Source organism: Streptomyces albicerus, assembly GCF_008905045.1.
Taxonomy (GTDB): Bacteria; Actinomycetota; Actinomycetes; order Streptomycetales; family Streptomycetaceae; genus Streptomyces; species Streptomyces albicerus.
The window spans coordinates 1-26749 of the sequence record NZ_VWMY01000021.1 but is presented as its reverse complement, the minus strand read 5'-3'; the positions used below and the strand labels follow the sequence as shown (position 1 = coordinate 26749).

General features: G+C 68.5%; 21 protein-coding genes. 4 read left to right on the top strand and 17 right to left on the bottom strand.

What is annotated here, in order from left to right:
* Positions 1–56: 56 nt before the first annotated feature.
* The 11 genes from GAS53_RS20085 to GAS53_RS20035 all read right to left on the bottom strand — a co-directional run bounded on the left by GAS53_RS20085 (position 57) and on the right by GAS53_RS20035 (position 15036).
* A complete protein-coding gene (locus tag GAS53_RS20085) occupies positions 57–1703 on the bottom strand; it encodes a peptide ABC transporter substrate-binding protein (RefSeq protein WP_151479019.1) in 1647 nt (548 codons plus the stop codon).
* Positions 1704–2121: 418 nt separating this feature from the next.
* Positions 2122–2673, bottom strand: a complete 552-nt coding sequence (locus GAS53_RS20080; RefSeq protein WP_151479018.1) for a GNAT family N-acetyltransferase — start codon at positions 2671–2673, stop codon at positions 2122–2124.
* A gap of 7 nt (positions 2674–2680) precedes the next feature.
* Positions 2681–3106 (bottom strand): VOC family protein, encoded by a 426-nt coding sequence (locus GAS53_RS20075; RefSeq protein WP_404829257.1) that lies wholly within the window; start codon positions 3104–3106, stop codon positions 2681–2683.
* Positions 3107–3184: 78 nt separating this feature from the next.
* Entirely contained in the window at positions 3185–3697 is a 513-nt protein-coding gene (locus GAS53_RS20070; RefSeq protein ID WP_151479016.1) for a DinB family protein, read from the bottom strand.
* A gap of 198 nt (positions 3698–3895) precedes the next feature.
* Positions 3896–5017: an ABC transporter ATP-binding protein gene (locus GAS53_RS20065; protein WP_151479015.1), complete on the bottom strand. Its 1122-nt coding sequence runs from the start codon at positions 5015–5017 to the stop codon at positions 3896–3898.
* Positions 5018–5029: 12 nt separating this feature from the next.
* Positions 5030–6091: an ABC transporter ATP-binding protein gene (locus tag GAS53_RS20060; protein ID WP_151479014.1), complete on the bottom strand. Its 1062-nt coding sequence runs from the start codon at positions 6089–6091 to the stop codon at positions 5030–5032.
* Positions 6092–6101: 10 nt separating this feature from the next.
* Positions 6102–7079 carry an ABC transporter permease gene (locus tag GAS53_RS20055; RefSeq protein ID WP_151479013.1) on the bottom strand — a complete coding sequence of 326 codons (978 nt, stop codon included), beginning with the start codon at positions 7077–7079 and terminating at the stop codon, positions 6102–6104.
* Between the two features lie 105 nt (positions 7080–7184).
* A complete protein-coding gene (locus tag GAS53_RS20050; protein ID WP_151479012.1) occupies positions 7185–8990 on the bottom strand; it encodes an ABC transporter substrate-binding protein in 1806 nt (601 codons plus the stop codon).
* A gap of 100 nt (positions 8991–9090) precedes the next feature.
* Positions 9091–10128 (bottom strand): ABC transporter permease, encoded by a 1038-nt coding sequence (locus GAS53_RS20045; protein ID WP_151479011.1) that lies wholly within the window; start codon positions 10126–10128, stop codon positions 9091–9093.
* Between the two features lie 398 nt (positions 10129–10526).
* Entirely contained in the window at positions 10527–12434 is a 1908-nt protein-coding gene (typA, locus tag GAS53_RS20040) for a translational GTPase TypA (protein ID WP_151479010.1), read from the bottom strand.
* Between the two features lie 223 nt (positions 12435–12657).
* Positions 12658–15036, bottom strand: a complete 2379-nt coding sequence (locus GAS53_RS20035) for an ABC transporter family substrate-binding protein (RefSeq protein WP_151479009.1) — start codon at positions 15034–15036, stop codon at positions 12658–12660.
* A gap of 363 nt (positions 15037–15399) precedes the next feature.
* Here GAS53_RS20035 and GAS53_RS20030 point away from each other — a divergent pair, with 363 nt between their 5' ends.
* The 4 genes from GAS53_RS20030 to GAS53_RS20015 are packed head-to-tail and all read left to right on the top strand — an operon-like array spanning position 15400 to position 19251.
* The gene (locus tag GAS53_RS20030; protein WP_151479008.1) at positions 15400–15690 is read left to right on the top strand and encodes a hypothetical protein; all 291 of its coding nucleotides are present in this window, start codon (positions 15400–15402) and stop codon (positions 15688–15690) included.
* 20 nt (positions 15691–15710) lie between these two features.
* Positions 15711–16532: a hypothetical protein gene (locus GAS53_RS20025; protein ID WP_151479007.1), complete on the top strand. Its 822-nt coding sequence runs from the start codon at positions 15711–15713 to the stop codon at positions 16530–16532.
* A complete protein-coding gene (locus GAS53_RS20020) occupies positions 16532–18475 on the top strand; it encodes a fumarate reductase/succinate dehydrogenase flavoprotein subunit (RefSeq protein ID WP_151479006.1) in 1944 nt (647 codons plus the stop codon). Before GAS53_RS20025 ends, GAS53_RS20020 begins: the two co-directional genes overlap by 1 nt.
* Positions 18472–19251 (top strand): succinate dehydrogenase/fumarate reductase iron-sulfur subunit, encoded by a 780-nt coding sequence (locus GAS53_RS20015; RefSeq protein WP_151479005.1) that lies wholly within the window; start codon positions 18472–18474, stop codon positions 19249–19251. The genes GAS53_RS20020 and GAS53_RS20015 overlap by 4 nt, the downstream gene beginning before the upstream one ends.
* Positions 19252–19389: 138 nt before the next feature.
* Here the strand turns inward: GAS53_RS20015 and GAS53_RS20010 are convergent, their stop codons facing one another.
* The 6 genes from GAS53_RS20010 to GAS53_RS19985 form a co-directional block, all read right to left on the bottom strand.
* Entirely contained in the window at positions 19390–22047 is a 2658-nt protein-coding gene (locus GAS53_RS20010) for a SpoIIE family protein phosphatase (RefSeq protein WP_151479004.1), read from the bottom strand.
* A 374-nt stretch (positions 22048–22421) separates the two neighbouring features.
* Entirely contained in the window at positions 22422–22829 is a 408-nt protein-coding gene (locus tag GAS53_RS20005; protein WP_151479003.1) for an ATP-binding protein, read from the bottom strand.
* Between the two features lie 385 nt (positions 22830–23214).
* Entirely contained in the window at positions 23215–23643 is a 429-nt protein-coding gene (locus GAS53_RS20000; RefSeq protein ID WP_151479002.1) for a (deoxy)nucleoside triphosphate pyrophosphohydrolase, read from the bottom strand.
* A gap of 61 nt (positions 23644–23704) precedes the next feature.
* Positions 23705–23887 (bottom strand): SPOR domain-containing protein, encoded by a 183-nt coding sequence (locus tag GAS53_RS19995; RefSeq protein ID WP_151479001.1) that lies wholly within the window; start codon positions 23885–23887, stop codon positions 23705–23707.
* A 418-nt stretch (positions 23888–24305) separates the two neighbouring features.
* Positions 24306–25058, bottom strand: a complete 753-nt coding sequence (locus GAS53_RS19990; protein ID WP_151479000.1) for a GntR family transcriptional regulator — start codon at positions 25056–25058, stop codon at positions 24306–24308.
* 147 nt (positions 25059–25205) lie between these two features.
* Positions 25206–26540: a DUF4190 domain-containing protein gene (locus GAS53_RS19985; protein WP_151478999.1), complete on the bottom strand. Its 1335-nt coding sequence runs from the start codon at positions 26538–26540 to the stop codon at positions 25206–25208.
* Positions 26541–26749: the final 209 nt, after the last annotated feature.

The window sequence follows — 26749 nt, the reverse complement described above, 5'->3', positions numbered from 1 at the left end:
GCTCCGGAGGTAGGCGGGGACACCCGTGTGCCGATGCCGACGGGTGTCCCCTCGGCTCAGCTGACCTTGATCTCGTCGTAGACGGGCACGCTGAACGGGTTGAGCGCGACATTCGAGAGCCGCTCCGAATAGCCGGCGCTGCCGTTCTGGTACCAGAGCGGGATGGCGGCCATGTTGTCCCGTACGACCTCCTCGGCCTGCTGGAAGAGTTCGACGGCCTTGCCGGTGTCCGTCTCCTGGTTAGCCTGGTCGACGAGCTTGTCGAAGTCCGCGTTGGACCACTTGCCGTCGTTGGAGGAGGCGTTGGTGTAGTACAGCGGCTGCAGGAAGTTCTGGATCAGCGGGTAGTCCATCTGCCAGCCGGCCCGGAACGGACCGGAGAGCTTCTGCTGCGAGACCTGGTTGCGGAAGTCGGCGAAGGTGCCGACCGGGTTGCCCGCGCAGGCCTTGTCGTCGCCGAGGGCGTTGTTGATGCTGTTGCAGACGGCGTCGACCCACTCCTTGTGGGAGCCGGTGTCCGCGTTGTACGAGATCGTGAACTTGCCGCCGGGGATGCCGCCGCCCTCGGAGATCAGCTTCTTCGCCTCGGCCGCGTTGTACTCGCAGGCGTCACCGCACAGCCCCTCCTTGAACCCGCCCTCCGCGCCGAGCACGGGCGAGGTCCAGTCGGTGGCGGGCGTACGCGTCTTCTGGAAGATCGTGTCGGTGATCTGTTCGCGGTTGATCGCCCTGGACAGGCCCTGGCGGACCTTCTCCATGCCGTCCCTGTCCCAGGCCTTGTCGTAGAACGGGAAGCCGAGGGTCTGGATGATTCCGGCGGGGGTGTTGATGTAGCGGTCGCCGAGGTCGCTCTGGACGTTCCTGAGCTGCGAGGCCGGCACGTCGTCGACGAGGTCGAGGTTGCCGGCCATGAGGTCTGTGTAGGCGGTGTTGTTGTCGGTGTAGACCTTCAGGGTCACTCCGCCGTTCTGCGCCTTGTCGTCGCCGGTGTAGCCGTCCCACTTCTTGAGGGCCATCTGCGAGCCCTTGGTGTACGACTCGACGCTGTACGGGCCGTTGCCGACGGGCTTCTTCAGCCAGCCGGCGCGGTCGTCGAAGAACGCCTTGGGCAGCGGGACGAAGGCCGAGTAGCCGAGGGTGTCGGGGAAGGTCGAGAACTTCTGGTTGAGCTTGACGGTGAAGGTCTTGTCGTCGACGACCTTCAGCCCGGAGAGGGTGTCGGCGGTCTGCTTTCCGCCGTCCTCGGGATGCGTCTTGTCGTAGCCCTCGATGTACCCGAAGAAGTACGCGTTCTTCTGGTTGTTCTTGAGGCTGGCGCCGTAGTTCCAGGCGTCCACGAACGACTGGGCGGTGACGGCCTCGCCGTTGCTGAACTTCCACCCGTCCTTGATCGTGATGGTGAAGTTCTGCGAGTCCGAGGTGTCGATCTTCTCGGCCAGCATGTCCTCGGCCGCGCCGGTCTTGGGGTTGTACCGCTTCAGCCCCCGGAAGATCATGTCGAGGACCTTGCCACCCTGCACCTCGTTGGTGTTGGCCGGTTCCAGCGGATTCTGCGGATCGGTCCACGAGGCGCTCAGGGTCCCGGAGCCGTCGCCGCTGCCGCCGCCGCCTTCGTCGCCGCCACCGTTGTCCCCGCAGGCCGTCGCGGCGAGGACCACCGCCACCGCACATGCGGCCCATCTGGCGTGCGTCGCTCCACGCATGGAGTGCCTCCTCAGAGTGCGCTGTGGCTCCGGCGCGGAGCGCTGTGCCTTTAGCGCCCAATATTGGGTCAGAAGGCTCATAGCGCACATTCATCCCACCCTTCCGAGTGGAGACACCCTCCGAATGCACGCACGGCGCGCCACGGCCGGGTGCGTGCATGACGAAACATCGGAGGCTGCATATCGAACACTCCCCCGCGCAACTCGCCATCCGACTGCCGCTTCCGGACTCACTGCTTGGAAGGCCACGGAGAGGCGCACGTCGGAGCGCCGGGGCTGGTGCGCGTCGAGGGGAACGGGGAGGGGTATCTGACGGCGTGCCACTCCCCGGAGATCCCGGGACACCGTGTCGGCGCCCCGCCTGTCCAGGGGTACCGAGGAAGCGGGCTGACGTGCCCTACTCGTCAGACGCCCCGGCTCACCGCCCCTCGGCCCACCGGTTCAGATCCAGCTCCCCCACGACCTGGTCCCCGCTCATCTCCCCCGTACGGTGAAAGCCGAGCCGCAGGTAGAACGGTTCGGGGCCGCCCTCGCCCTCCGCCCAGGTGACCGTCACGAGGTGGGAGTTGCCGCGTCGGCGGATCTCCTCGCAGACCGACTCCACCGCGAAGCGGCCGTATCCGCGTCCCTGCTTGCCTTCGGCGATGTTGAGGCGCCAGAGGCCGGAGCGGGGGCGGTCGTCGGGGTTGTCGGGGTCGAAGCGGACGTCGAAGAAGGCCATGACGAAGCCGACGAGTTCGTCGCCGTCGTACACCAGCCGGGGCCAGGCGGTCTCGGGCTGCGCGTAGGCCTCGGCCAGGGACTTCACGACCGGGGAGACGAAGCGTTCCTGGTCGGGGCGGACCTTGAGGGCGATTGCGGCCTCGACGTTGTCCGGGGTGACCTTTTCCAGGTGGAGTGACTCCGGGTGTGGCGACTCCGGGCGAGACGGCTCCAGGCGAGACGGCTCCGGGCGGAGCGCCGAAGACATCCCCCGACTACCCGAGGGCGCCGGCCGAGTCGGCCGAGTCAGACGGGGTGTCGGTGATCCGGCCCAACTCCCCCCGCTCTACACAGAATTCATTGCCCTCGGGATCCTCCAGGGTGAACCAGCCGCCGCCGTCGGGCCGGGTCCGGTCCGCGATCAGGCGGGCTCCGAGGGCGACGGCCCGCTCGACCTCCGCCTCCCGGGTGCGCCCCTGTGGCCACAGGTCGAAGTGGATGCGGTTCTTGGCCGTCTTGCCCTCCGGGACCCGGACGAAGAGCAGGGCCGGACCGCCGTCGGGATCCTTGAGTACCGCCTCCGGGTCGCCGGGCTTGTCGTCGTCGGCCAGCGGCCGTCCGAGCAGCTCGCTCCAGAACAGCCCGAGATCGTACGGGTCTCCGGTGCAGTCGAAGGTGATGTGGCGGATGGTGGGGTTCACCTGGTTCAACTGGCTCCTCCATGGGCCTTGTCGCGAGTCACCGCTGAATCGCACGCCCTCGCCGAACGCATGCCATCGCTAGACGCCGGTGTTCCCGTCGACCAGTTCGCGGACGATGTCGAGGTGGCCGTTGTGGCGGGAGGTCTCCTCGATGATGTGGAGGACCACCCAGCGGAGGTCGACGTACCGGCCGTCCCTGACGGGGCGCTTGGCCGCGGTGTTCAGGTCGTGGTCCGCCAGCAGTCGGCGGCAGCGGGCGCTCTGTTCCTCGTACTCGGCGAGGAGCTGGGACAGCGGGATGTCGACGGCGGTCCGCATCTCCGGGTCGGGGTCGTCCTCGGTCGCCCCGGCGAGCGGTCCCTGGAGCTCCTCACCCAGGAACACCACCTCGAACCAGTAGTGCTCGACCCACCGCAGATGGCTGATCAGCCCGCACAGCGTCATCAGCGGGGACCCCGGAAGCGGCGCCTTCCGCGCGTCCTCAGGCGTCACACCCTCGCACTTGGCGCGCGCGGTGTCCCGTACGTAGTCGAGGAAGGTGGCCAGCTGCGTGCGCTCGTCCCATACGGGAGGCGTGTCGGTTCGACTCATCGCAGGGAGCATCGCCGACGGCCGAGGGGATGTCGAACGATTAACTCGCGGAGCGGGCCGGTCTGTTGGCTCGCGGAGCGCGAGCGCAGGCGTACGTACCCACACTCAACGGCTTCCGGGGACTGGGTGGGAGCCCCCGCGCTCCCACCAGTCCCGCCAGTCCCCGGACCAGCCCTACGCCCCGCTCCGAGCTCTGCCCTACTTCGAGTCCTCCACGTCCTTCTCCAGCGCCGCCAGCGCCGGGTCGAGGACGATGTCCTCGTCGCGCGCCTCGGTGGTCGGGTCCTCCGGGAAGTGGCAGGCCGTCAGGTGACCCGCACGGTTTCCGGAGATCTGGACCAGCGGGGGCTCCGTGGTGGCGCACTTGTCCTGCGCCTTCCAGCAGCGCGTGCGGAAGCGGCAGCCGGACGGCGGGTGGATCGGCGAGGGAACGTCGCCGGAGAGCCGGATCCGCTCGCGGTCCTGGGGCTCGTCGTCGAGCGCGACCTCCGGAACCGCCGACAGCAGGGCATGGGTGTAGGGGTGGCGAGGCCGGTTGTAGATGGAGTCCCGGTCGCCGACCTCCACCACCTTGCCGAGATACATCACCGCGAGGCGCTGCGAGAAGTGCCGGACGATCGCCAGGTCGTGGGCGATGAAGAGGAAGGCGATGCCCATCTCTTCCTGGACCTTCTGCAGCAGGTTGACGACCTGCGCCTGGATCGACACGTCCAGGGCCGACACCGGCTCGTCGGCGACGATCAGCTTCGGCTGCAGGGCCAACGCCCGGGCCACACCGATGCGCTGACGCTGACCGCCGGAGAACTCGTGCGGGAAGCGGTTGTAGTGCTCAGGGTTGAGGCCGACGAGTTCGAGCAGTTCCCGGACTCGTGTCTCCCGGCCACCCGGCGGATTGATGCCGTTGACCTCCATCGGCGACTTGATGATGGTGCCGACGGTCTGCCGCGGGTTCAGCGAGGAGTACGGGTCCTGGAAGATCATCTGGATCTCGGACCGTACAGGGGCGATCTGCTTGCGCGAGGCATGCGTGATGTCCTGCCCCGCGTACGTGATCTTGCCGCCGGTCGGCTCCAGGAGCCGGGTGATGAGCCGGCCCGTCGTCGACTTGCCGCAGCCGGACTCACCGACCAGGCCGACGCTCTCGCCGACGCCGACGGACAGGTCGATTCCGTCCACCGCCTGCACGGCTCCGACCTTGCGTTTGATCGGAAAGCCGCCGTAGATCGGGAAGTGTTTCGTCAGGCCCTCGACGGAGAGCAGCGTCTCGCCGACTCCGTCGACGGGGTCCTGCGGCTTCGGCAGGGTGAGTTTGTCGCTCATGTCTCGTTCTCCCTAGCCCAGCCGGGGCTTGATCTGCTCGATGAAAAAGGTCGACTTCTGCTCCGCGCCGAGATGACAGGCGGCACCCCGGCCCTCGGGCAACTGCGGCCTCTCGTCCGAGCAGCGGGTTCCGCCGACCTCGGCGGTGAAGCCGCAGCGCGGGTGGAAGGGGCAGCCCGACGGCGGGTTCAGCAGGCTGGGCGGAGTCCCGGGAATCGGGGTGAGCGCCTGCGCCGTGTCACCGCCGAGTCGCGGCATCGAACTCAGCAGACCCCAGGTGTAGGGGTGCTGGGGGTTGCGCAGGACTTCGCGGACGGTGCCGCGTTCCACGGCACGCCCCGAGTACATCACCAGCAGGTCGTCGGCCATGTTGGAGATGACGCCCAGATCGTGGGTGATGAAGATGATCGCCGAACCGAACTCCTGCTGGAGGTCCTTGAGCAGGTCCAGGATCTGCGCCTGGACGGTCACGTCCAGGGCCGTGGTCGGCTCGTCCGCGATCAGCAGATCGGGGTCGCAGATCAGGGCCATCGCGATCATCGCGCGCTGGCGCATACCGCCGGAGAACTGGTGCGGATAGTCGTTGAAGCGCATGGCGGGCTGCGGGATGCCGACCTTGTCGAGCATCTCGATGGCCCGCGCCTTCGCCTCCTTCTTGGAGGCGCCGGTGTGCTTCATGAACGGTTCCGCGATCTGCCGGCCCACCGTGTAGTACGGCGAGAGCGCGGTCAGCGGGTCCTGGAAGATCATCGCGACCTTGTTGCCGCGAAGCTTCTCCATCTCCTTCTCGGTCGCCGTGACCAGTTCCTTCCCGTCCAGGACGATCTCGCCCTCGACGGTGGAGCTCTTGGGGTTGTGCAGACCGAGAACGGCCAGGTTGGTGACGGACTTGCCGGAGCCCGACTCACCGACGATGCCGAGGGTCTTGCCCCGTTCGACGTCGAAGGAGAGTCCGTCGACGGCCTTCACGATGCCGTCCTCGGTGGAGAACCGCACCCGCAGGTCGCGGACCGAGAGGAAGGCCTCAGACCCGCTCGGGGCCTCGGCGCCTTCGGTCTTGGTCAGTGTGGTCACGGTATTTCTCCTAGGCGAGGCGCACGCGCGGGTCGATGTAGGCGTAGGCGAGGTCCACGATGATGTTCAGGATCAGGATGAAGAAGGCCCCGAACAGCATGACGCCCATCGTCAGCGGAAGGTCCTTGGTCAGCGAGGACTCGACCGCCAGACGCCCGATACCGGCCAGGTCGAAGGTGAACTCCGTGACCACGGCGCCCGAGAGGAGTGCGCTGAGGTCCATGCCGATGATGGTGACGATGGGGATGAGGGAACCGCGCCAGGCGTACCTGAAGAATACGTACCGCTGCCGCATGCCCTTGGCGCGCGCGGTGCGGACGTGCTCCTCCTGAAGCTGCTCGATCATGGTCGAGCGTGCCATACGCGTGTACTGGGCGGTGAAGATCGTCGCCATCACGGCCCAGGGGATCAGCATCCCCACGAACCAGCCCGCCGGATCACCGGTGAACGAGACGTACCTGGGGTTCTCCATCCAGCCGGTGCTGTAGACGAGGAGGCCGAGGACGATCGGGCCCAGGAAGTAGATCTGGAACGAGCTGAGCACCATCGAGGCGCCGCTCACCAGCTTGTCGACGAAGGTACCGCGCTTCCACGCGGCCAGCAGACCCGTGCCGAGGCCGAAGAGCAGGAAGATCACCAGGCCGCCGACCGTCAGCGAGAGCGTCAGCGGGAAGCGGTCCATGATGGAGTCCCAGACGAAGTCACCCGTGTCGAAGGAGACGCCCAGGCAGGGGGCGGAACAGTGCCCCTGGGGGAAGTCCCGCCCGGACACGATGCCGGTCATGAACTCCCAGAACTGCGTCGTGATGGGCTTGTCCAGGCCCAGGTTCTCCCGGATGACCTCGATGTTCTGGGGGGAACAGTTTCTTCCGCAGGCCAGCTGCGCGAAGTCCTGAGGGATCGTATAGAACAGGAAGAACGTGAAGGCGCCGATCAGGAACATGATGACGACGGCGCCGATCAGCCTGCGGATGAGGAACTGAAGCATGGCGGGTGGATGCTCTCTTCGAAACGCGGCGGCAGGAGGGGGATACCGTCCGCGGGGGTGCGCTCCGCCTGGCGCACACCCCCGCGGATCAGCCGAACTGACGGATTACGGCTGCTTCAGGAACACGTCGTTGATGTCGATGTAGCTCGACTCGACGCTGTACCGGGCACCACCGATGTTCGAACCGTAGAGCTGGATCTGCTTCGAGTAGTACACCGGGGCACCGGGGTTGATCTCCTCCACGATGCGGTGGTGAGCCTCTGCCCACGTCTTGGCGGCGGCCTCCGGCTGCTCGGTCAGGGCCTTCTGGATGAGGTCGTTGACCTGCTTGTCGTTGATGTGCGAGTAGTTCGGCGAACCGTCGGCGACCTGCGTGCCGTCGTAGACCGGGGTGATGACCGTGCCCGGGGACGGCCAGTCCTGGCCCCAGCCGGTCATGTAGAGGTCGTACGGGTTCTTCAGCTTGCCGACCTGCTCGTAGAACGTCGCGCGGTCGATCTCCTTGGCCTGGACGTCGAAGCCGAGCTTGTTCAGCGCGTCCTTGATGATGACCATCTGGGCCTGGCCGCGCGGGGTGTTGGAGTAGGCGTAGCTGAGCTTGGTGCCCTCCTTGACGCCCGCCTCCTCCAGCAGCTGCTTCGCCTTCGCCGGGTCACCGTTGGGCTTCTTCAGCTTGCCGAACGGGTCGTACTTCGGGTCGAAGCCCGGCAGGGTCGGCGCCATCAGACCACCGGCGACCTCACCGCCGTACCGGCCACCGTCGGCCTGGACCATGGACTGGTTCGGGATCGCGTAGGTGATCGCGTCGCGGACCTTCTTGTCCTTCATCTTGGCGCTGTCGAGGTTGAAGGAGAGCTGCCACACGTAGGGCTGGTAGCCCTGGATGGTGCGCTTCTTCGCGGCCGCGTTGCCGATGACCGTGGAGAGCTGGGCCGGGTCCACCGAGTCCGTGAACTGGATGGCGTTCTTGGCCTCGCCCTGGTCGGCGAGCAGACGCTTCGTCTGGCTGGCCTGGTCGATGGTGTTGGTGAAGTTGTAGCCGTCGACGTACTGGTGGCGCACCGAGTCCGTCTTCTCGTCCCACTGGTCGTTCTTGACCAGCTTCACGGACTTGCCTGCCTTGTACTCCGAGACCTTGTACGGGCCGAGGGCGGCCGGGGCCTTGTCGTACTTCTCCTTCGTGTCCTGCTTCTCGGGCACGATGGCGTAGCCGGCCATGGCCAGGGCCTGCGGGAGGTCCGGCTGGGCCTGCTTGAAGTGGAAGACCACGGTCTTGTCGTCCGGGGTCTCCAGGACGGAGTCCGGCAGGTGCTTGCCCTTGTAGGGGCCGTCCGGCAGCGTCTTGCGGTACTCGGCACCCGAGAGCCACGTCTGAACGTAGGTCGGACCGTCGAAGATGAACTTGGCGTACATCCGCTCGATGGAGTGGCGGACGTCGGCGGACGTGATGGCGTTGCCGTCCTCGTCCTTGATGCCGTCCTTGAGGGTGTACGTCCAGGTCTTGCCGCCGTCGGACGACTTGCCGGAGTCGGTGGCGACGTCACCGACGACCGTCAGGTTGCCCTTGTCGTCCTCCTGGAAGTTCGTCAGACCGCGGTGGACCAGGTTGGCGAACTGGCCGGCGTCGCTGACGTAGATCTGACCCGGGTCCATGTGGGTCAGGTCGGACTGCTGGTACACGTTGATGGTGCCGCCGGACTTGGCCCCGGCCACCGCCTCGGCCGGGCCGTTGGACGCCTGGGCGTCACCGTAGGCGACAGGATTCGACTGTGCGGCGGCGTCTTCCTTGGACTTGGAGTTGTCCTTGGAGTTGTCCTTGCCACTGTCACTGGAGCAGCCGGTCAGCGCCAGCGACCCCGCTGTGATGGCGACGGCTATGGCGCGCACGGTGCGCAATCTGTTGGGCTTCATGATGCCGATGCACCTACCTGTCGATAGTTGTCCACGAGTGCTGCCTGACGGTCCGGTCGCCCGGAACGGGGGTGGCAGCCCCCCCACCACCAATGGACGGTTAGCGTCCGGTCTTGGGGTCGAATGCGTCCCGGACGGAGTCGCCGAGAAGGTTGAAGCAGAGCACGAAGACCACCATCGCGACGCCCGGGAAGAACATGAACATGGGGTCCTGCTCGTAGACTCCGGCGCCGATGGCGAACATGCGGCCCCAGTCCGGCGTCGGCTCGGTGAAGCCCACACCCACGAACGAGAGGAAGGCGATGGAGAGGATCGAGCTGGGCAGCATGTAGGTGCCCTGCACGAGGATGGGGGTGACGATGTTCGGCAGGATCTCCTTGCGGACAATGCGCGCCGGAGAGGCTCCCGAGACCTTGGCCGCCTCGACGAACTCCCGCTCCCGCAGGGAGAGCACGGAGCTTCGCACCAGGCGGGCCATGCCCATCCAGCCGAGGAACCACATCACGAGGATGATGGCGACGGCGCGCAGATAGACCGGAGTCTCGTCCGTCGGGGAGACGAACAGCGCCGTGACCACCGGCATGAAGGCGATGAAGAACAACTGCTGCGGGAAGGCCAGGAAGAAGTCGGTCGTCCGGCCCAGCCAGTAGTCGACCTTGCCACCGAAGTAGCCGCTGACCATACCGATGATGACGCCCGTCACAACGCTGAACACCGTGACGACTACGGCCATGTAGAGCGAGGTGCGCATGCCGTACAGCAGCATGGTGAACACATCGCGCCCCAGCTTGGGCTCCACGCCGAACCAGAAGTCACCGGAGATCCCCCCGAAGGAACCGGTCGGCATGGCGAAGTCATCGAGCAGGAACGGGTAGTCGGGCTCCTGCGCGTAGAGCGTGTAGGGGTCCTTGCCATACAGCTTCGAGATGACCGGGGCCAGGGCGGCGATGGCGAAGAAAAAAATCACTACGCCCGCGGAGATCACTCCGGTACGGTCCCGCTTGAAGCGATGCCACATCAACTGCCCGGGGGAACGGCCCTCGAGCTTCTCCGCCTCGGCGGGCTCGGCGATCGTCGCGAGCTCGGGGTCCAAGGCCGCCGACGGCCCGGAGCCCTCGGCCTTGGTTGGACTGGTCATCTTTGTTCTTCCCCCGGGGGATGGAGAGTTGAGCGCAGCACAGATACCGGCAGGTTCTGTGGTTTCAGGGAACTTTCACCAAGTGGGTCAACGCGCGTCAAGGGCGGAAGACATAGGGATCTCCCTACCGTCGATATTTTGAGCAAAAATTGCAGAGAATGACACCTGCGCGCGCTTGACAGGTGAGATGTGAATCTCCCAAAACGGACATCGGTGAGGAAAATTTCGTTTACGTGTCCGAAACTTGATTGCCCGATGCCCGGTATGCGAACGCAGTGGCATCGATTCCGCCGTCGCCCGAAGTAGGACGGTTTCGGCACTCGGGCACGCTGAAGGCCCGGCTCCCGTCGTGCGGAGAACCGGGCGTTCAGAGGCGTGCGGCGCCGTCTGAGAGAGCGTCAGCCGTGCTTGGCGCGGCTCGCGGCGCGGGCGCGCTCGCGGGCGTCCAGGTTCACCTTGCGGATGCGGACGGACTCCGGGGTGACCTCGACACACTCGTCGTCGCGGCAGAACTCCAGGGACTGCTCCAGGGAGAGCTTGCGCGGCGGGACGATCGCCTCGAACGAGTCGGCCGCGGCCGACCGCATGTTGGTGAGCTTCTTCTCCTTGGTGATGTTCACGTCCATGTCGTCGGCGCGCGAGTTCTCGCCGACGATCATGCCCTCGTACACCTCGGTGCCCGGATCGGTGAAGAGCACGCCGCGCTCCTGGAGGTTCGTCATCGCGAAGGCGGTGACGGAGCCGGAGCGGTCGGCGACCAGCGAGCCGTTGTTACGGGTCGTCAGCGTGCCGAACCACGGCTCGTGGCCCTCGTGGATCGAGTGCGCGATGCCGGTGCCGCGGGTGCCGGTGAGGAACTCGGTCCGGAACCCGATGAGACCGCGGGACGGCACGACGAACTCCAGACGCACCCATCCCGAACCGTGGTTGGACATGTTGTCCATCCGGCCCTTGCGGACGCCCATGAGCTGCGTGACCGCGCCCATGTGCTCCTCGGGGACGTCGATCGTCATGCGCTCGACCGGCTCGTGGACCTTGCCGTCGATCACCTGGGTGACCACCTGCGGCTTGCCGATGGTCAGCTCGAAGCCCTCACGGCGCATCTGCTCGACCAGGATGGCCAGCGCCAGCTCACCACGGCCCTGCACCTCCCAGGCGTCGGGACGCTCGGTGTCCAGGACACGCAGCGAGACGTTACCGACCAGCTCGCGGTCGAGGCGGTCCTTGACCTGGCGGGCCGTGACCTTGCGGTCCTTGACCGCGGCCTTGTTGTCCGCGCCCTTGCCGGTGGCGCCGCGACCGACCAGCGGCGAGGTGTTCGTGCCGATGGTCATGGAGATCGCGGGCTCGTCGACCGTGATCAGCGGCAGCGCGATGGGGTTCTCGGGGTCGGCGAGGGTCTCGCCGATCATGATGTCCGGGATACCGGCGACGGCGCAGATGTCACCCGGGCCGGCCATCTCGGCGGGCTTGCGGGTGAGCGCCTCGGTCATCATCAGCTCGGTGATGCGGACGTTGGACATCGTGCCGTCACGCTTGATCCACGTGACCGTCTGGCCCTTGCGCAGCTCGCCCTGCTCGACGCGGAGCAGCGCGATACGGCCGAGGAAGTTGTCGGCGTCCAGGTTCGTGACGTGCGCCTGGAGCGGGGCCTCCTCGTCGTACTCGGGGGCCGGGACGTGCGACAGGATCGTGGAGAAGAACGGCTCCAGGCTGTCGCTGTCGGCCGGGACGGTGCCGTCCTCCGGCTTGGTCAGCGAGGCCACGCCGTCGCGTGCACACGCGTAGACGATGGGGAACTCGATCTGGTCCTCGTCGGCGTCGAGGTCCAGGAAGAGGTCGTACGCCTCGTTCACGACCTCGTCGATACGGGAGTCCGCGCGGTCCGTCTTGTTGATGCACAGGATGACGGGCAGGCGGGCCTGCAGCGCCTTGCGCAGCACGAAGCGGGTCTGGGGCAGCGGCCCCTCGGAGGCGTCGACGAGGAGGACGACCGCGTCCACCATCGACAGGCCGCGCTCGACCTCGCCGCCGAAGTCGGCGTGGCCGGGGGTGTCGATGATGTTGATCGTGATGACGTCGCCGCCATCCTTCGGGTGGTACTTGACCGCCGTGTTCTTGGCCAGGATCGTGATGCCCTTCTCACGCTCCAGGTCATTGCTGTCCATCATGCGGTCGTCGAGCGACTCGGCGGCGTGCGCGGCGAAGGCACCGGCCTGCTTGAGCATGGCGTCGACCAGGGTGGTCTTGCCATGGTCGACGTGGGCGACGATGGCGACGTTGCGGATGTCGTGGCGCGTGGCCATATTGAGGCGCTTCTCCCGGAGTGAGTGAACGGCCACCGCCGAGCGGGGCCCCGCCGGGCTTGAACATGCCACGGCCTTACTCCATCGTACGGGCACGCGGCCGCTTGGGCTTCGCTGGCCGGGTGGGGTGGTTCTCACAGGCGGGCTGTGGGGGCTGCGCGCGCCCACGCGGCGACGCCGCATATGTCACAGCCCCGCGCCCACTTACCGGGCAATGCCCTGCTCAGGACGATGGGGTCGCCTGCGGCCTCGTGCTCTTCTTCAAGAAGCCCATGTTCTCGTAGATCGGGGTTTGGAAGCCGAAGGCGCCTGCGTTGGCGAGGGCGGTGCGGGCTGCTGTGAGCTGGGGGCGCTGGTAGAGGGGGATCGAACCCGCGGCGGACCAGATGCGGGCGTCGGCCCTGCGGATCAGGGAGCGGGACTTGCCGGTGTCGAGTTCGGCGATGGCCTGGTCGAAGAGCTGGTCGACCTGGTCGGTGCCGACCCGCGTGTAGTTCTGCTCGACGTTCAGGGAGCCGTCGGCCGCCGGGACCGGCTTGGAGTAGATGGGACGGGCGTCGGTCGCGGGGAACGCGGACGCGGGCCAGGAGTACAGCGCCAGGTCGTACTGACCCGACGCGATGTGGTCCTTGAAGTAGCTCTCGTCCGCGACCTTGGACATCTCCGTACGGATGCCGATACGTTCCAGCATCCGTGAGATCCGCTCGCCGACCGCCCGCAGCGACTCCGAGCCGGGGCCCGACGGAAGCACGAAGCGCAGGGACAGCGGCTTGCCGTCCTTGGCGAGCGGTCCGGCCGCGGCACGCTCCGGGGCGGCCGTGCCCTTCGGTGCGTACGCGCCGGGGGCGCCACCACGCTTGAGCTGCTGTTTTCCGTCCTGGGCGAGGTGCTTCTTCGCAGCCTGGCCGGACGTGTCCGCCCCGTCCTGCTTCCCCTTCGGCTGCTTCTTCTCCTGCTTCTTCTTCTCCCGCTCGGCCTCGTCGCGTGCGCCCAGCGCATAGGCCTGGTCGAGGAGTGCGACCCGCTGCAGCCGGGCCATGGGGGCGGGCGCGAGTACGGCGGAGCTGCCGCTGTCACCAGGCTTGTCATCCCCGGCGAAGCTGTCCGTGGAGCCGTAAGCGGAGCCGTACGCCTCGCCCGGCTTCGGGTCCTCGCCGACGATGTACGTACCGTCGTCCCCTGAGCCGTCGTCGCTCTTCGACGTCTTGGCGGCTTCGGCGCCGGCCGCCTTCTTCTCTTTCTTCTCCTTGACGGGACCGCCGGCCACCCACCCGGCGTCGGACAGCAGCGCCTGCGCCTCCTTGGTGTCCTGGTCGCCGAGTGCCCCGCTGTTGTCGGCGTAGGCGTGCTGTCCGGCGAGCGCGAGATGGCTGCCGACCGGTTCGGCAGGCAGGCCCAGGGGCTGCAGCACCACCCGGGCGAGCTCGTCCCGGTCCAGGGCGCGGGCCACGGCCCGGCGGACCCGTTCGTCGGCGAGCGGACCCTCGGATCCGTTCAACGCGAGCTGTGTGAAGGCGGGTTCGAGGGACTTGCGGACCTCGAAGGCGCGCAGGGCCGACTGCTCGTCGGCGTACTTCGCGATGGCCTTGCCGCGCTTCTCGCGGGCCGTGATCTCCTCGTCGGCCGCCTCCTCGTCGGAGCCGTGCGCGATCGCCCAGGAGCGCAGGGCCTTGCCGGGTGTCAGCGCGGCGCCGGGCCCTTGCGTCAGGGACTTCCCCTTGTCGCGGGCGGCCAGCGCGATGCGGTGGGCCTCGGAGGAGTCGATCTCGGCCAGGTCGAGCCGGCCGTCGGCGAGCGCGGCGGCGCGCCGCTCCCGCGGTACGGCGCGCAGGACCAGCTCGGAGAGCTTGGCGGGGCGGCCCCACCAGCGCGGGTTGCGCTTGAGTGTGACGTCGCCGGCCTCGCGGTCGATCTTGTCGATCGCGAAGGGCCCCGCGGTGACCTTCAGCTTGCGGCGGGCACCGTCGTTGAAGGTGCCCGGGGCGCCCATGACGTCCTTCGGGTACAGCGGCGAGAAGAGCGACTGCCAGTCGGCGTACGGCTTGCTGAAGGTGACCCGCACCTCGAGATCGCTGGCGCCGCGTTCGATCTTCTCGATGCGGTCGTAGCCGGCGTTGCGGGCGGTCCAGTACGCGGTGTCCCTGCCGGACAGGGCGCGCCACTGGGCGGCGAAGTCGGCTGCGCCGATCTCCCGGCCGTCGCTCCAGACGGCCTGCTGGTTGAGCTTGTAGAGCACGACCTGCTTGGGCTCGCGCTTCACGACCTTCGCGGACTCCAGGTAGTCGGGGTTGCGCTGCGGCCGGCCGCTGGCGTCGAGCCGGTACATGGCGGGCAGCACGGCGCCCGCGACGCGCGAGGTGGCGGCGTCCGCGTCGGCCTGGAAGGTGTTGAGGGTCTGCGGGACTCTGTCCACGGCCCAGCGCACCGTGCCGCCGTCGGCGATCAGAGCACGCCCCGCGGGGGCGATGTCCTGGCCCGCGGTGGGCCTGCCGGCCTCGTCCTTCTCACTGCATCCGGCGAGGGCGGGCACCGCGAGCACGCCCGCCGTGAGGAACGCGACCGAGCGCATCACCGCGCGGGGTCCGACGCCGTCGTGGGACATGACTGGTACCTCCGGGGCGGTGCTGATCACGTTGAGCGTGCAGGTCAGGCCTTGTGATGTAGATCACGTTTGGCGGTATAATGGCGTTGATCAGATGTATCGCCCCACTGAAGGGGACCGTCGCCGCCTCCGGGCGGCGACACGGCGACCGGGCCACGGAAGGCCACCCGTCCGGCCCAACGGTTTCGCGCGAAGGGGCGCGCCCCGCCCGGCCGGGGGGGCGCGCGTACGGCGCGCGAGGGACGACACGATCCGGTAATCCATGCAGATCCCTTCACAGGGACCGATGTGACGCGCGACACTCGCAGGCGCATGAACGTTGCCGCCTTTGGGCCGGAGGGTCCGCGGAAGTGAGGGCAAGTCATGTCCGTGCACGACGACCTGACGTCAGTCCAGCGCTGTCTCGACGACCTGGTGAGGTCCGTGAAGCGTCTGGAACAGCAGATGGGTGGGGGCGGCCTGGAGATCCGCCGGGTACGCACCGACGCCGACCATCTGCGCGAGAGCGTGGCGCTGCTGCGCGAGGCCGCCCCCGACCTCGCCAAACCCCGGCGCCCCGACCTCGTGTCCATCCCCGACACCCCGTACGACAACACCCTGTGGACGGACTCCGACGACGAGGGTCTCGGCGCCCGCGACCGCCACGCACCCTGATCCCCGACCGGAGCTTTGAGTTGGCCACTGGTACGGAACCCCAAATGAACAGCGGCGGAGTACGGACCCGTACGCGCGCCGCGATCGCCGCCCCGCATCTGCGGACCGACCGCTGGTGGCTGGCGCCCGCCGCCACCGCGGCCGGGCTGCTGGCCTTCGTCGTCTACTCGACCTGGCGGGCGTTCGCGAACAGCGACTACTACGCGGCCCCGTACGTCTCGCCGTTCTACTCGCCCTGTCTGGCGGAGAACTGCGAGCCGATGCGCAGCGGCCCGAACTGGGAGATCTTCGGCAGCTGGTGGGGCCTGTCCCCCGCGCTGCTCATCCTGATCTTCCCGCTCGGCTTCCGGCTGACCTGCTACTACTACCGCAAGGCCTACTACCGGGGCTTCTGGGCCTCGCCCCCGGCCTGCGCGGTCGCCGAGCCGCACAAGAAGTACACCGGCGAGACCCGCTTCCCGCTGATCTTCCAGAACATCCACCGCTACTTCTTCTACGCGGCGGTGCCGGTCGCCGGGATCCTCACGTACGACACCGTGCTCGCCTTCCGTGACGAGCACTACGAGTGGGGCCACATGGGCCTCGGCACGATCGTCTTCCTCGTGAACATCGTGCTGATCTGGGCCTACACCCTCTCCTGCCACTCCTGCCGGCACATCGTCGGCGGCAAGCTCAAGCACTTCTCCAAGCACCCCGTGCGCTACCGGACCTGGCAGCTCGTCGGAAAACTGAATGCCCGTCACATGCTGCTCGCCTGGACGTCGTTGGTGAGCGTGGCACTCGCCGACTTCTACGTGTACCTGGTCGCGTCCGGCGCCTTCGACGATCCGAGGTTGTTCTGATGTCCGTGGTCGACCGACAGGAGTGGGACGTCGTCGTGGTCGGTGCCGGGGGCGCCGGCCTCCGGGCCGCCATCGAGGCACGCGAGCGCGGGGCGCGTACGGCCGTGATCTGCAAGTCGCTGTTCGGCAAGGCGCACACGGTGATGGCCGAGGGCGGCATCGCGGCGGCCATGGGCAACGTCAACGCCGGCGACAACTGGCAGGTCCACTTCCGCGACACCATGCGCGGCGGCAAGTTCCTCAACCAGTGGCGGATGGCCGAACTGCACGCGCAGGAGGCCCCGGACCGGGTGTGGGAGCTGGAGACCTGGGGCGCCCTCTTCGACCGTACGAAGGACGGGCGCATCTCCCAGCGCAACTTCGGCGGGCACGAGTACCCGCGGCTCGCGCATGTCGGCGACCGCACGGGACTCGAGCTGATCCGGACGCTCCAGCAGAAGATCGTGTCGCTCCAGCAGGAGGACTACAAGGAAACCGGTGACTACGAGTCGCGGCTGAAGGTCTACCAGGAGTGCACGGTCACCCGGATCCTCAAAGACGGGAGCCGGGTCTCCGGGGCCTTCTGCTACGAGCGCGAGTCCGGCCGCTTCTTCGTCCTCGAAGCCCCTTCGGTCGTGATCTCCACCGGCGGAATCGGCAAGTCCTTCAAGGTGACGTCGAACTCGTGGGAGTACACGGGTGACGGTCACGCGCTGGCGCTCCTCGCGGGTGCGCCGCTGCTGAACATGGAGTTCGTGCAGTTCCACCCGACCGGCATGGTCTGGCCGCCGTCGGTGAAAGGGATCCTCGTCACGGAGTCCGTGCGCGGGGACGGCGGGGTGCTCAGGAACTCCGAGGGCAAGCGGTTCATGTTCGACTACATCCCGGACGTCTTCAAGGAGAAGTACGCGCAGTCGGAGGAGGAGGGCGACCGCTGGTACGAGGACCCGGACAACAACCGGCGTCCCCCCGAACTGCTCCCCCGGGACGAGGTGGCGCGGGCCATCAACTCGGAGGTCAAGGCAGGCCGCGGCTCCCCGCACGGCGGTGTCTTCCTTGACGTCTCCACGCGCATGCCCGCCGAGGTGATCAGGCGCCGGCTGCCGTCCATGTACCACCAGTTCAAGGAGCTCGCGGACGTCGACATCACCGCCGAGGCGATGGAGGTCGGGCCCACCTGTCACTACGTGATGGGCGGGATCGCGGTCGAGTCGGACACGGCGGCGGCCCGTGGAGTGCCCGGACTGTTCGCGGCCGGGGAGGTGGCCGGCGGGATGCACGGCTCCAACCGGCTCGGCGGCAACTCGCTCTCCGACCTGCTGGTCTTCGGGCGACGGGCCGGGCTGCACGCCGCGCAGTACGCCACCGGGCTCTCCGGGGGACGGCCCCTCGTGGACGACGTCCAGGTCGACACGGCGGCCGCGGAGGCACTGCGGCCCTTCTCGGCCGAGGGCCCCGAGCCCGGTGCCGAGCAGGGGCGTCCGCCGGAGAACCCGTACACCCTCCACCAGGAGCTCCAGCAGACGATGAACGACCTCGTCGGCATCATCCGTCGTGAGGCGGAGATGGAGGCGGCGCTGGAGAAGCTCGCGGACCTGCGGGTACGGGCGCGGCGGGCCGGGGTCGAGGGGCACCGGCAGTTCAACCCGGGCTGGCACCTGGCACTCGACCTGCGGAACATGCTGCTGGTCAGTGAGTGTGTGGCGCGGGCCGCGCTGGAGCGTACGGAGTCGCGCGGCGGCCATACGCGGGAGGACCATCCGGCGATGGAGCGGGATTGGCGGCGCGTGAACCTGCTCTGTCAACTGACCGACCCGACGGGCGGGTTGGCGGCCACCGATCCCGTACACGGTCAGATCGATCTGGTCCGCGAGACCACCGAACCCATCCGCCCCGACCTGCTCGCCCTCTTCGAGAAGGAGGAGCTGGTCAAGTACCTCGCCGAAGAGGAGCTCTACGAGTGAGCAGCTATGAGGCCCGCTTCAAGGTGTGGCGCGGGGACATCGAGGGCGGTGGCCTGGAGGACTTCAAGGTCGAGGTGAACGACGGCGAGGTGGTCCTCGACATCATCCACCGCCTCCAGGCGACCCAGGCCCCCGATCTCGCCGTGCGCTGGAACTGCAAGGCGGGCAAGTGCGGTTCGTGTTCGGCGGAGATCAACGGGCGGCCGCGGCTGCTGTGCATGACGCGGATGTCGGTGTTCACGCGGGAGGAGACGATCACCGTAACTCCCTTGCGGGCCTTCCCCGTTGTGCGTGACCTCGTCACCGACGTCGGCTTCAACTACACGAAGGCGCGAGAGGTGCCCGCGTTCGTACCGCCGGAGGGTGTCGGCCCAGGTGAGTACCGGATGATGCAGGAGGACGTGGACCGCTCCCAGGAGTTCCGCAAGTGCATCGAGTGCTTCCTCTGCCAGGACACGTGCCACGTGGTGCGCGACCACGAGGAGAACAAGACCGCCTTCGCCGGCCCGCGCTTCCTCATGCGGGTCGCCGAGCTGGACATGCACCCGCTGGACGCGGCCTCCGAGACCGGTCTGGACCGCAAACGCACCGCCCAGGACGAGCACGGGCTCGGCTACTGCAACATCACCAAGTGCTGCACGGAGGTCTGCCCCGAGGGCATCAAGATCACGGACAACGCGCTGATCCCCTTGAAGGAACGGGCGGTCGACCGGAAGTACGATCCGCTGGTGTGGCTGGGGAACAAGATCCGCCGGAGGCCGTCCGAGTCGGCGTAGGCGGGTGACTACACCTCTTCGACGGCGCGGTGGGACGCGACGGCGGGAGGCCGGTGGCGGTCGGTTGTGAACCGGCGGGCCGACTCGTTCGGTTGTGAGCCGACGGGCCGACTCGCCCTGCACCCGGGCCAACCAGGCTCAGAACAGGCTCAGCAACGCCTCCGCCGGATCCGTCAGGCTCGATTCGCCGTTGGGCAGGGGCAGTTCGAACCACACCGTCTTCCCGCGGGGCGTCCGGCGGGAGCCCCAGGCCGCGCTGAGGAGGCCGACCAGTTGGAGGCCCCGGCCGCCCTCGTCCGTGTCGCGGGCCCGGCGGCGGCGGGGCTGGACGAGGCCGGCGTCCCAGACCTCGCAGACCAGGGTGCGGTCGAGGAGGAGGCGGAGGCGGATCTCGCCCTCGCCGTAACGGAGGGCGTTGGTGACGAGTTCGCTGACGAGGAGTTCGGCGGTGTCGACGAGCGGTTCGAGGCCCCAGCCGAGCAGCTGGCCGCGGGCGTACTCCCGCGCGCGGCCCACACTGCGCGGCTCGCGCGGCAGCGTCCAGTCGCCGACCGACTCGGCGGGCAGCCCCTGGACACGTGCCATCAGCAGCGCGATGTCGTCCTCGCCGTGGTGCGTGTCGAGGGTGTTGAGGACGTGGTCGCAGACGTCCTCCAGCGGGCTGGAGGGGTCCGTGAGGGCGCCCACGAAGGCCTGCAGGCCCTCGTCGAGGGGGTGGTCGCGGGATTCGACCAGCCCATCCGTGTAGAGCGCGAGCAGGGCACCCTCCGGGAGCTCGACCTCGACCTCCTCGAACGGCTCGCCGCCCACGCCGAGCGGCATCCCCGGCGGTACGTCCAGCATGAGCGCGCTCTCGCCGGGCTCGACGAGGACCGGCGGGAGGTGGCCCGCGTTGGCGAAGGTGCAGCGGCGTGTGACGGAGTCGTAGACCGCGTACACGCAGGTGGCGAGGTAGACCTCGGAGAGGTCGGCGTCCCGGGACTGGCGGGCACCGCGCGTAGATTGCTGGACTCCGCCGGGCGTGCCCAGGCCCCGGGCGATCTCGTCCAGCGCGGAGAGGACCTCGGCCGGTTCGAGGTCGAGGAGGGCCAAGGTGCGTACGGCCGTGCGGAGTTCACCCATCGCGACGGCCGCGCGCAGGCCGCGGCCCATCACGTCGCCGACGACCAACGCCGTGCGGTGGCCGGGGAGTTCGATGACGTCGAACCAGTCACCGCCGACCTCCGTGGCCGCGTTTCCCGGGAGGTAGCGGCAGGCGATGTCCAGGCCGGAGGCCTCCGGGTCGCCGGGCGGGAGCAGGGAACGCTGGAGTATCAGGGCGCGTTCGTGTTCGCGGCGGTAGAGGCGGGCGTTGTCCATGCAGACCGCGGCACGCGCGGCCAGTTCGACCGCGAGGGCGCGGTCGCGCTCCCCGAACGGCTCGCTGCCCTTCGTACGGGAGAACTGGACCAGCCCGACGACCGTGTCGTGGGCGACCATCGGGACCGCGAGCGTGGACTGGATCAGGCCGCCCTCCTCGGCGGCGACGGCCTGCGGGCGGGCGGTGCGCAGGGCGTCCGCGAACGGGGAGTTGAACGCGTAGTGGTGGACCGCGCCGACGTTCACGGCCTCCGGACCGCCGATGAAGGGAGCGTCGGACACGGCGCTGGAGAAGGCGACGCGGCGCAGCTCGGCGCTGCCGTCGGCGAGGCCCGGCGGGGTCTCGTCACCGGCGAGGAGACCCTGGTAGAGGTCGACGGAGGCGAGGTCGCAGAAGCCGGGCACGGCCACGTCGAGGAGTTCGCGGGCCGTGGTCTCCAGGTCGAGCGAGTTGCCGATGCGCGCGCCCGCCTCGTTCAGGAGGGCGAGATTGCGCCGGGCTTGCGCGGCCTCGCGGGCGGCGGCGCGGCGCCCGGTGATGTCGGTGCCCAGCCAGGCGATACCGATCGGACGGCCCGAACCGCTGTGTACGCGATAGAGGTTGATGGACCAGTGGCGACGCTCGGTGGAGCCGGGCACCGTGCCCGTGACCAGCATCTCCGTGACCGAGTCACCCGTCTCCAGGACCCTGCGCAGTACCGCGGCGACACGTTCCGCCTCGCCCGGTCCCAGATAGTCCTTGACTGTGCGTCCGCGATGGTCGTCGACGGTGCCGCCGAAGACCAAGGCGAACCGCTCGTTGGCGCGGCGGATCCGCAGGTCCGGGTCGATCAGGAGGAAACCGAACGGAGATTGGCCGAAAATCGCCTGCGAAGCGGCGAGATCGGTCTCGATCCGGCGCAGGGTGCGCACGTCCACGACGATGCATACGGCCGCCCGCTCGCCCTCCTCGGTCCGCGTCGGCATGACGTAGACCTCGGCGAGTCCCTCGGCGATCCGGCCGGTGCCCTCGGGGTCCGGCAGCCGGAAGGGGACCACACCGGTCCACTCTCTGCCGTCGAGGACCTCGGCCATCTTCCGCTGGCCCAGTTCGCGCTTGTCCTCCGCGACGAAGGCCTCGATCGGGTCCATGCCCAGCGCCTGCTCGGTCCCGATGCCGAAGAGCTGCTCGGCGCGCAGGCTCCACTGGTCGACGAGGCCGTCGGGGCCGATCGAGAACGAGGCGACCTTGATGTAGTCGTAGATCGATCCGGGCGGACTGCTCTGCCACACGACCTCGCCGGGCACCTCGCCCGGCGCCTCGCCGGGCAGTCCGCCCCCCACTTCGCCCGGCACCCGGCCCGGCGCCGGCGCGGCGCCATCGCCTGTCGTCGCATCAGCCATCGCGCCGCCCGACGGGTCCTCGGACTCCGTGGCCTTCGCTGGTATCTCGCTCACGCGAACCGTCCCCTCCAGCTCACCGCGTCCGGCACCGGTCACCGGAGGCGGCTGCCCGCAGTATCCAGCACTACGGTGCCGCACAACACGGTGTTCACGATCACAGCACGGTCCCGATGCTTTTAGGACCGGCCGCGACAAACACTCCCAGTCTTCTAACCATGCGGCACCCCGTCGAACCACAGACTCCGGGTAGCTCCCATGTCCGAGGCGACGCCGGCGCCCCGGGGGCCCCTCCAGATCGCCCTGCGGTCGGGCTTTCGCTCGGCATTCGCCCGTCATTCGCCCGTCATTCGCTCGGCTTTCGGCCGGCTTTCGGCCGGCATACGGTCCGCCTCCGGTCGACATTGGGACGGCCTCCGGTCGGCTTTCCGTCAGCCCGGCAGGGCCAGTTCGAACCACACCGTTTTGCCTGTTCCGCCTGGTCGGGTGCCCCAGCGGCGCGAGGAGTTCGCCACCAGTTGGAGTCCTCGGCCGCTTTCGTCCTCGGGCTGGGCGGCGCGTTCCCGGGGTGGGTCGGGGAGGGGGTCGGAGACCTCTACGAGCAGGGCGTCGAGCGGCTCCGCGGGGCGTACGAGGCGTACGCCGATGGGGCCCGTCGCGTGCCGCAGGGAATTGGTCACCAGCTCGCTGACCAGCAGCGCGGTCACGTCTCCGAGGGACTCGAGGCCCCAGGAGCGGAGCTGGCCACGGACGACCGTGCGGGCGGTCCGCACGGCGCCTGGATCCGCGGGGAAGGTCCACTCGGCGGTGTCGCCCTCGGTGTGGATCACGCAGATCACTCCCAGGCCAGAAGCGGACCATGTCCGGTTTCATGGGGTTAATGGGCACATACCCGATATCCCGGGCGGAGTACCGTGCGCGAGGGCGCACTGTGGCACGAACGGCGTACTCGGCGCTCGCCTCAGCCGCCACATGCGCCTCGCGGGGCCGAGCGTCCCACGTACGGTGCGCGTCCCGCATCCCGCAGACTCGGGTGCGCGAAGTTGCGCTGGTCACACGTGGCGGGGGGCGGGCGGTCTGGGGTGGGTTTTCTCGCCCCCGCCGTCCCTACCCGTCCCATCCTTCTGGGGCTCCGCCCCAGACCCCGTCGGGGGCCAGCCCCGAACCCCCGCTCCTCAAACGCCGGAGGGGCTGATTTTCAGCGGGGGCGAGGCAACACACGCCTCAAGCCCCAGGCAGCCCACTCCCCCAACTCCCCCAAGACTCCCGCGCAACCTCCAAGACAGCCGCCACATCCTGGTCCAGCCACTCCACGTCCCAGAGCTCTTCCGGGCGCAGCCAGCGGAGTTCGTCGTGGTCCTGGAGGGGCTTGGGGGCGGGGGAGTCGGGGAGGAGACGGACGGTCCAGACCTGGAGGGCGTACGGAGGCTTGAGGGGCCACTCGCCCGGGACCCGCGTCACCGGCTCCGCCTCAACGCCCAGTTCCTCGCGAAGCTCCCGCACCAGAGCCCGCTCAGGAGTCTCACCGGACTCCACCTTGCCCCCGGGCAACTCCCACCGCCCGGCCAACTCGGCAGGCGCACTGCGGCGCGCGGCAAGCAGACACCCGTCCCGCAGCACGGCGGCTCCCACCACCACGATCCGTTCGGTCATGCGCCGGAGCCTACGGGAGCCGCGCGACCACGCTGGCGTCAGCCGCCCACGCCCGCGTCAGTCACTTCGCGCCGTTCTGCCCGATCCGCTCGACCCAGTAGAGCTGCTTGTGCCCACGGTCGTCGAGGCTGTCCGCGATCTTCTGGGCCTCGGCCCTCGTCGCGTACCTGCCGACGCGGTAGCGATTGCCGTTGTCGTCCTGTCGTATGACGAGCCAGGGAAGTGTGATCGTGCCGTCGTTCATCGCGCCCCTCCACTCCCCGCCCCCGGCTCGCGCCCTGCCCCGTCCCATAAGGAAACCGCAATCCGCATATGCCCGAGCCTACGCCTAACCTTCACGCAGCGAATACGCCTTTTCACAAAGAGGCACTCGCGAGGTACGCAACCGGCCAGCACAGAGGGGGCGCACCCTGATGGATGCGCCCCCTCATACCCCCTCGGGGTCGGGCCAGCAGCACGGAGACAGGGCCGTAGGGCCAGTACGAGAACGGGCGGCCCGCCGCGAGAAAGACCGAATTCCACCGGCATCTGCCGGGCGGAACCACCGGGCCACCTCATGGGCCGACGCCCGGGCCGACCCATACGACCTACTTCACTTCAACGCTCACTTCACCGCCTGTTTCACTTCACCGTCCGCTTCACCGCCTGTTTCACTTCGCCGCCTACTTCACCGGCAAGTGATAAGCGATCCGGTACCGATCCGCCGGCACCACCACATCCGCCGTCTCCACCGGCCGGCCCGACGCGTAGAACGTCCGCTGGATGACGAGCACGACGTGCCCCGGCACACCCCCCAGCGCCGACAGCTCCTCGGCGAGGCCGGGCCGCGCGCCCACCTCCTCCGTGACGTTGTCCACGATCACGTCGATGGCCGCCATGCGCTCGACCACGCCCATGCCACCGAGGGGGCCCTCCTCGGGGAGCATCACCGGCGTACGGCCCGTGACGGCGAGGGGCTCCCAGGAGGTGGAGAGCATCATCGCCTCGCCCCCGTCCCGGTAGACGTACTTCGTGCACATCACGCGGTCGCCGGTCTGGATGCCGAGCCGCTCGGCGATGGCGCCGCTGGCCTCGGCCTGCGCGCTGTGCGACTCCCATGTGCCGCGCGCGGAGACATCGCCCTGCTCCTGGCGGAACGGCGTCGCGCCGCTGTCCGGCCGGTACCCGGAGCGGGCGATACGGCGCGGCACCGGGCGCTCGCGCACGTACGTGCCGGACCCCGAGCGGCCCTCGACAAGGCCCTCGGCCATCAGCACCTTGCGGGCCTCGAGGGCGACCGTGTCCGAGACCCCGTACTCCTCGCGGATTCTGGCCTGTGACGGGAGCCGTGTGTGCGGTGGCAGCGATCCGTCGACGATCTTCTTGCGAAGATCACCTGCGACGCGCAGATACGCCGGCTGCTCACCGAATGTCACTGGCCACTCCCGTCAAGTTGTACAGACAGCAACAGGGTGGCAACCGTGGGTTGTGCCAGGCAAGCAAAGGCCAGAGAATCACTCGATGTGATTACTCGGGGCCCTCGGGGGCTTTACGCAGGCACTTTCTCCCCGCTATAGCCGCCGTCACACCTCTGCGCCACTGCCTCCCGTGCCGCCTCCTGTACCGCCGCCCTCACCGCCGTCGTCCTCGTACGACTCCGGGGGCGTCGATTCGAGACCCAGAGCCTTGCGCGTGGTGACCGTCTTCTTGGCGTCGGTGAGTTGCAGCGCCTTGTCGTAGTGCTCGTAGAAGACGTCCGCGTCGGAGGCCTTCGCCGCCTTCGCCCACTCCCCCTGTGCCGTCTCCAGGTCCTTGACCAGCGCGGTGACCGGTTCCTTCGCGTCGGCCGGCCAGTCGTGGTCGCGCAGCATGCCGATCTGCTCGGTGACAGCGCCCGAGACCCTGGTCGCCCACTCCTTGTGGCCGGGCAGGTCGTCCTCGACGTACTCCTCCTCGGGCACCGAGTCCATGGCCTCGTTGAGGACCTGGGCCGCCTTCAGATAGGCGAGCTGGTCGGCGTCGAGGGTCGTCTCGTCCTGACGCAGCGAGCCGGTCAGGCTGCCCTTCTCGTCCACGTTGCCGAACAGGCAGCTGATCTCGCGGTCGCCGAGGCTCCAACTGTCCCGGGTGGGCGTGAAGTAGTAGATGTCGACGTTGTCGGGCAGGGCCCAGGAGTCCATCGCGTAGGCGTACTGGAGCGTGTAGCACTTGTCGTCGGCGGCCTCGGTGATCGCGTCGTCGCCGGGGTAACTGCCGCTCGCCATCTTGAAGTTCGCGAAGACCTCGCCGTCGTGCTCGCCCTCGCAGGACACCGTGTCGACGTCGTACGCCATGCCCTCCAGGGAACCGCCCGGCGTGTCGAAGCACTCGCCCTCGTTCACGGAGAAGGTCGCGCCGTTCTCGCTCGCGTCGCGCGCCCCCTCCTTGAAGCCGTCCCAGAACTCGGCCGCGCCGCCCGTGATGAACGCGATCGCGAGGAGGGCGGCGCCGATCCCGGACAGGATCATCCCGGCGATCGCCATGCCCTTGCCGCGCTCGCCCTTCTTCTTGATCTGCGCCAGCGCGAAGAATCCGAGGATCAGCCCGATCAACGGCAGGAAGCACAGGATGCCGAGCACGAGCGCGGCGATCGCGAGACCGTTGACGGGCGCGGGGCTGTTGTACGGGGAGTAGCCCTGTCCCCAGGGCTGATAGCCGTACGGGCCCGGGCCCGGCCCCTGCGGCGGATACGGCCCCTGCCCCTGCCCCTGACCCTGACCACCCGGGTACGGTCCCGGCCCTTGGCCCGGATACGGACCGTACGGCCCCTCGCCGTACGGTCCCTGCGGCTGGCCCGGCGGCGGGTACTGCCCCTGAGGCTGCTGCCCCTGGGGTTGCCCCTGAGGCTGCTGGGGCCCAGAGGGCGGGGGTATCTCCACTAGTACCGTGCTCCTCGTCCGAGTGGTGCGAGAACTGTCGTACGACAGGGCGCATCGTAAGCACGGAACGAATCGGGGCGGAATGCGGGGGACGAGCCCGACGATTCGGTCGGCCGGGGGATTTCGCCCCCGCCGCCCCTACCCGTCCCATCCTTCTGGGGCTCCGCCCCAGACCCCGTCTCGGGGGCCAGCCCCCGAACCCCCGCTCC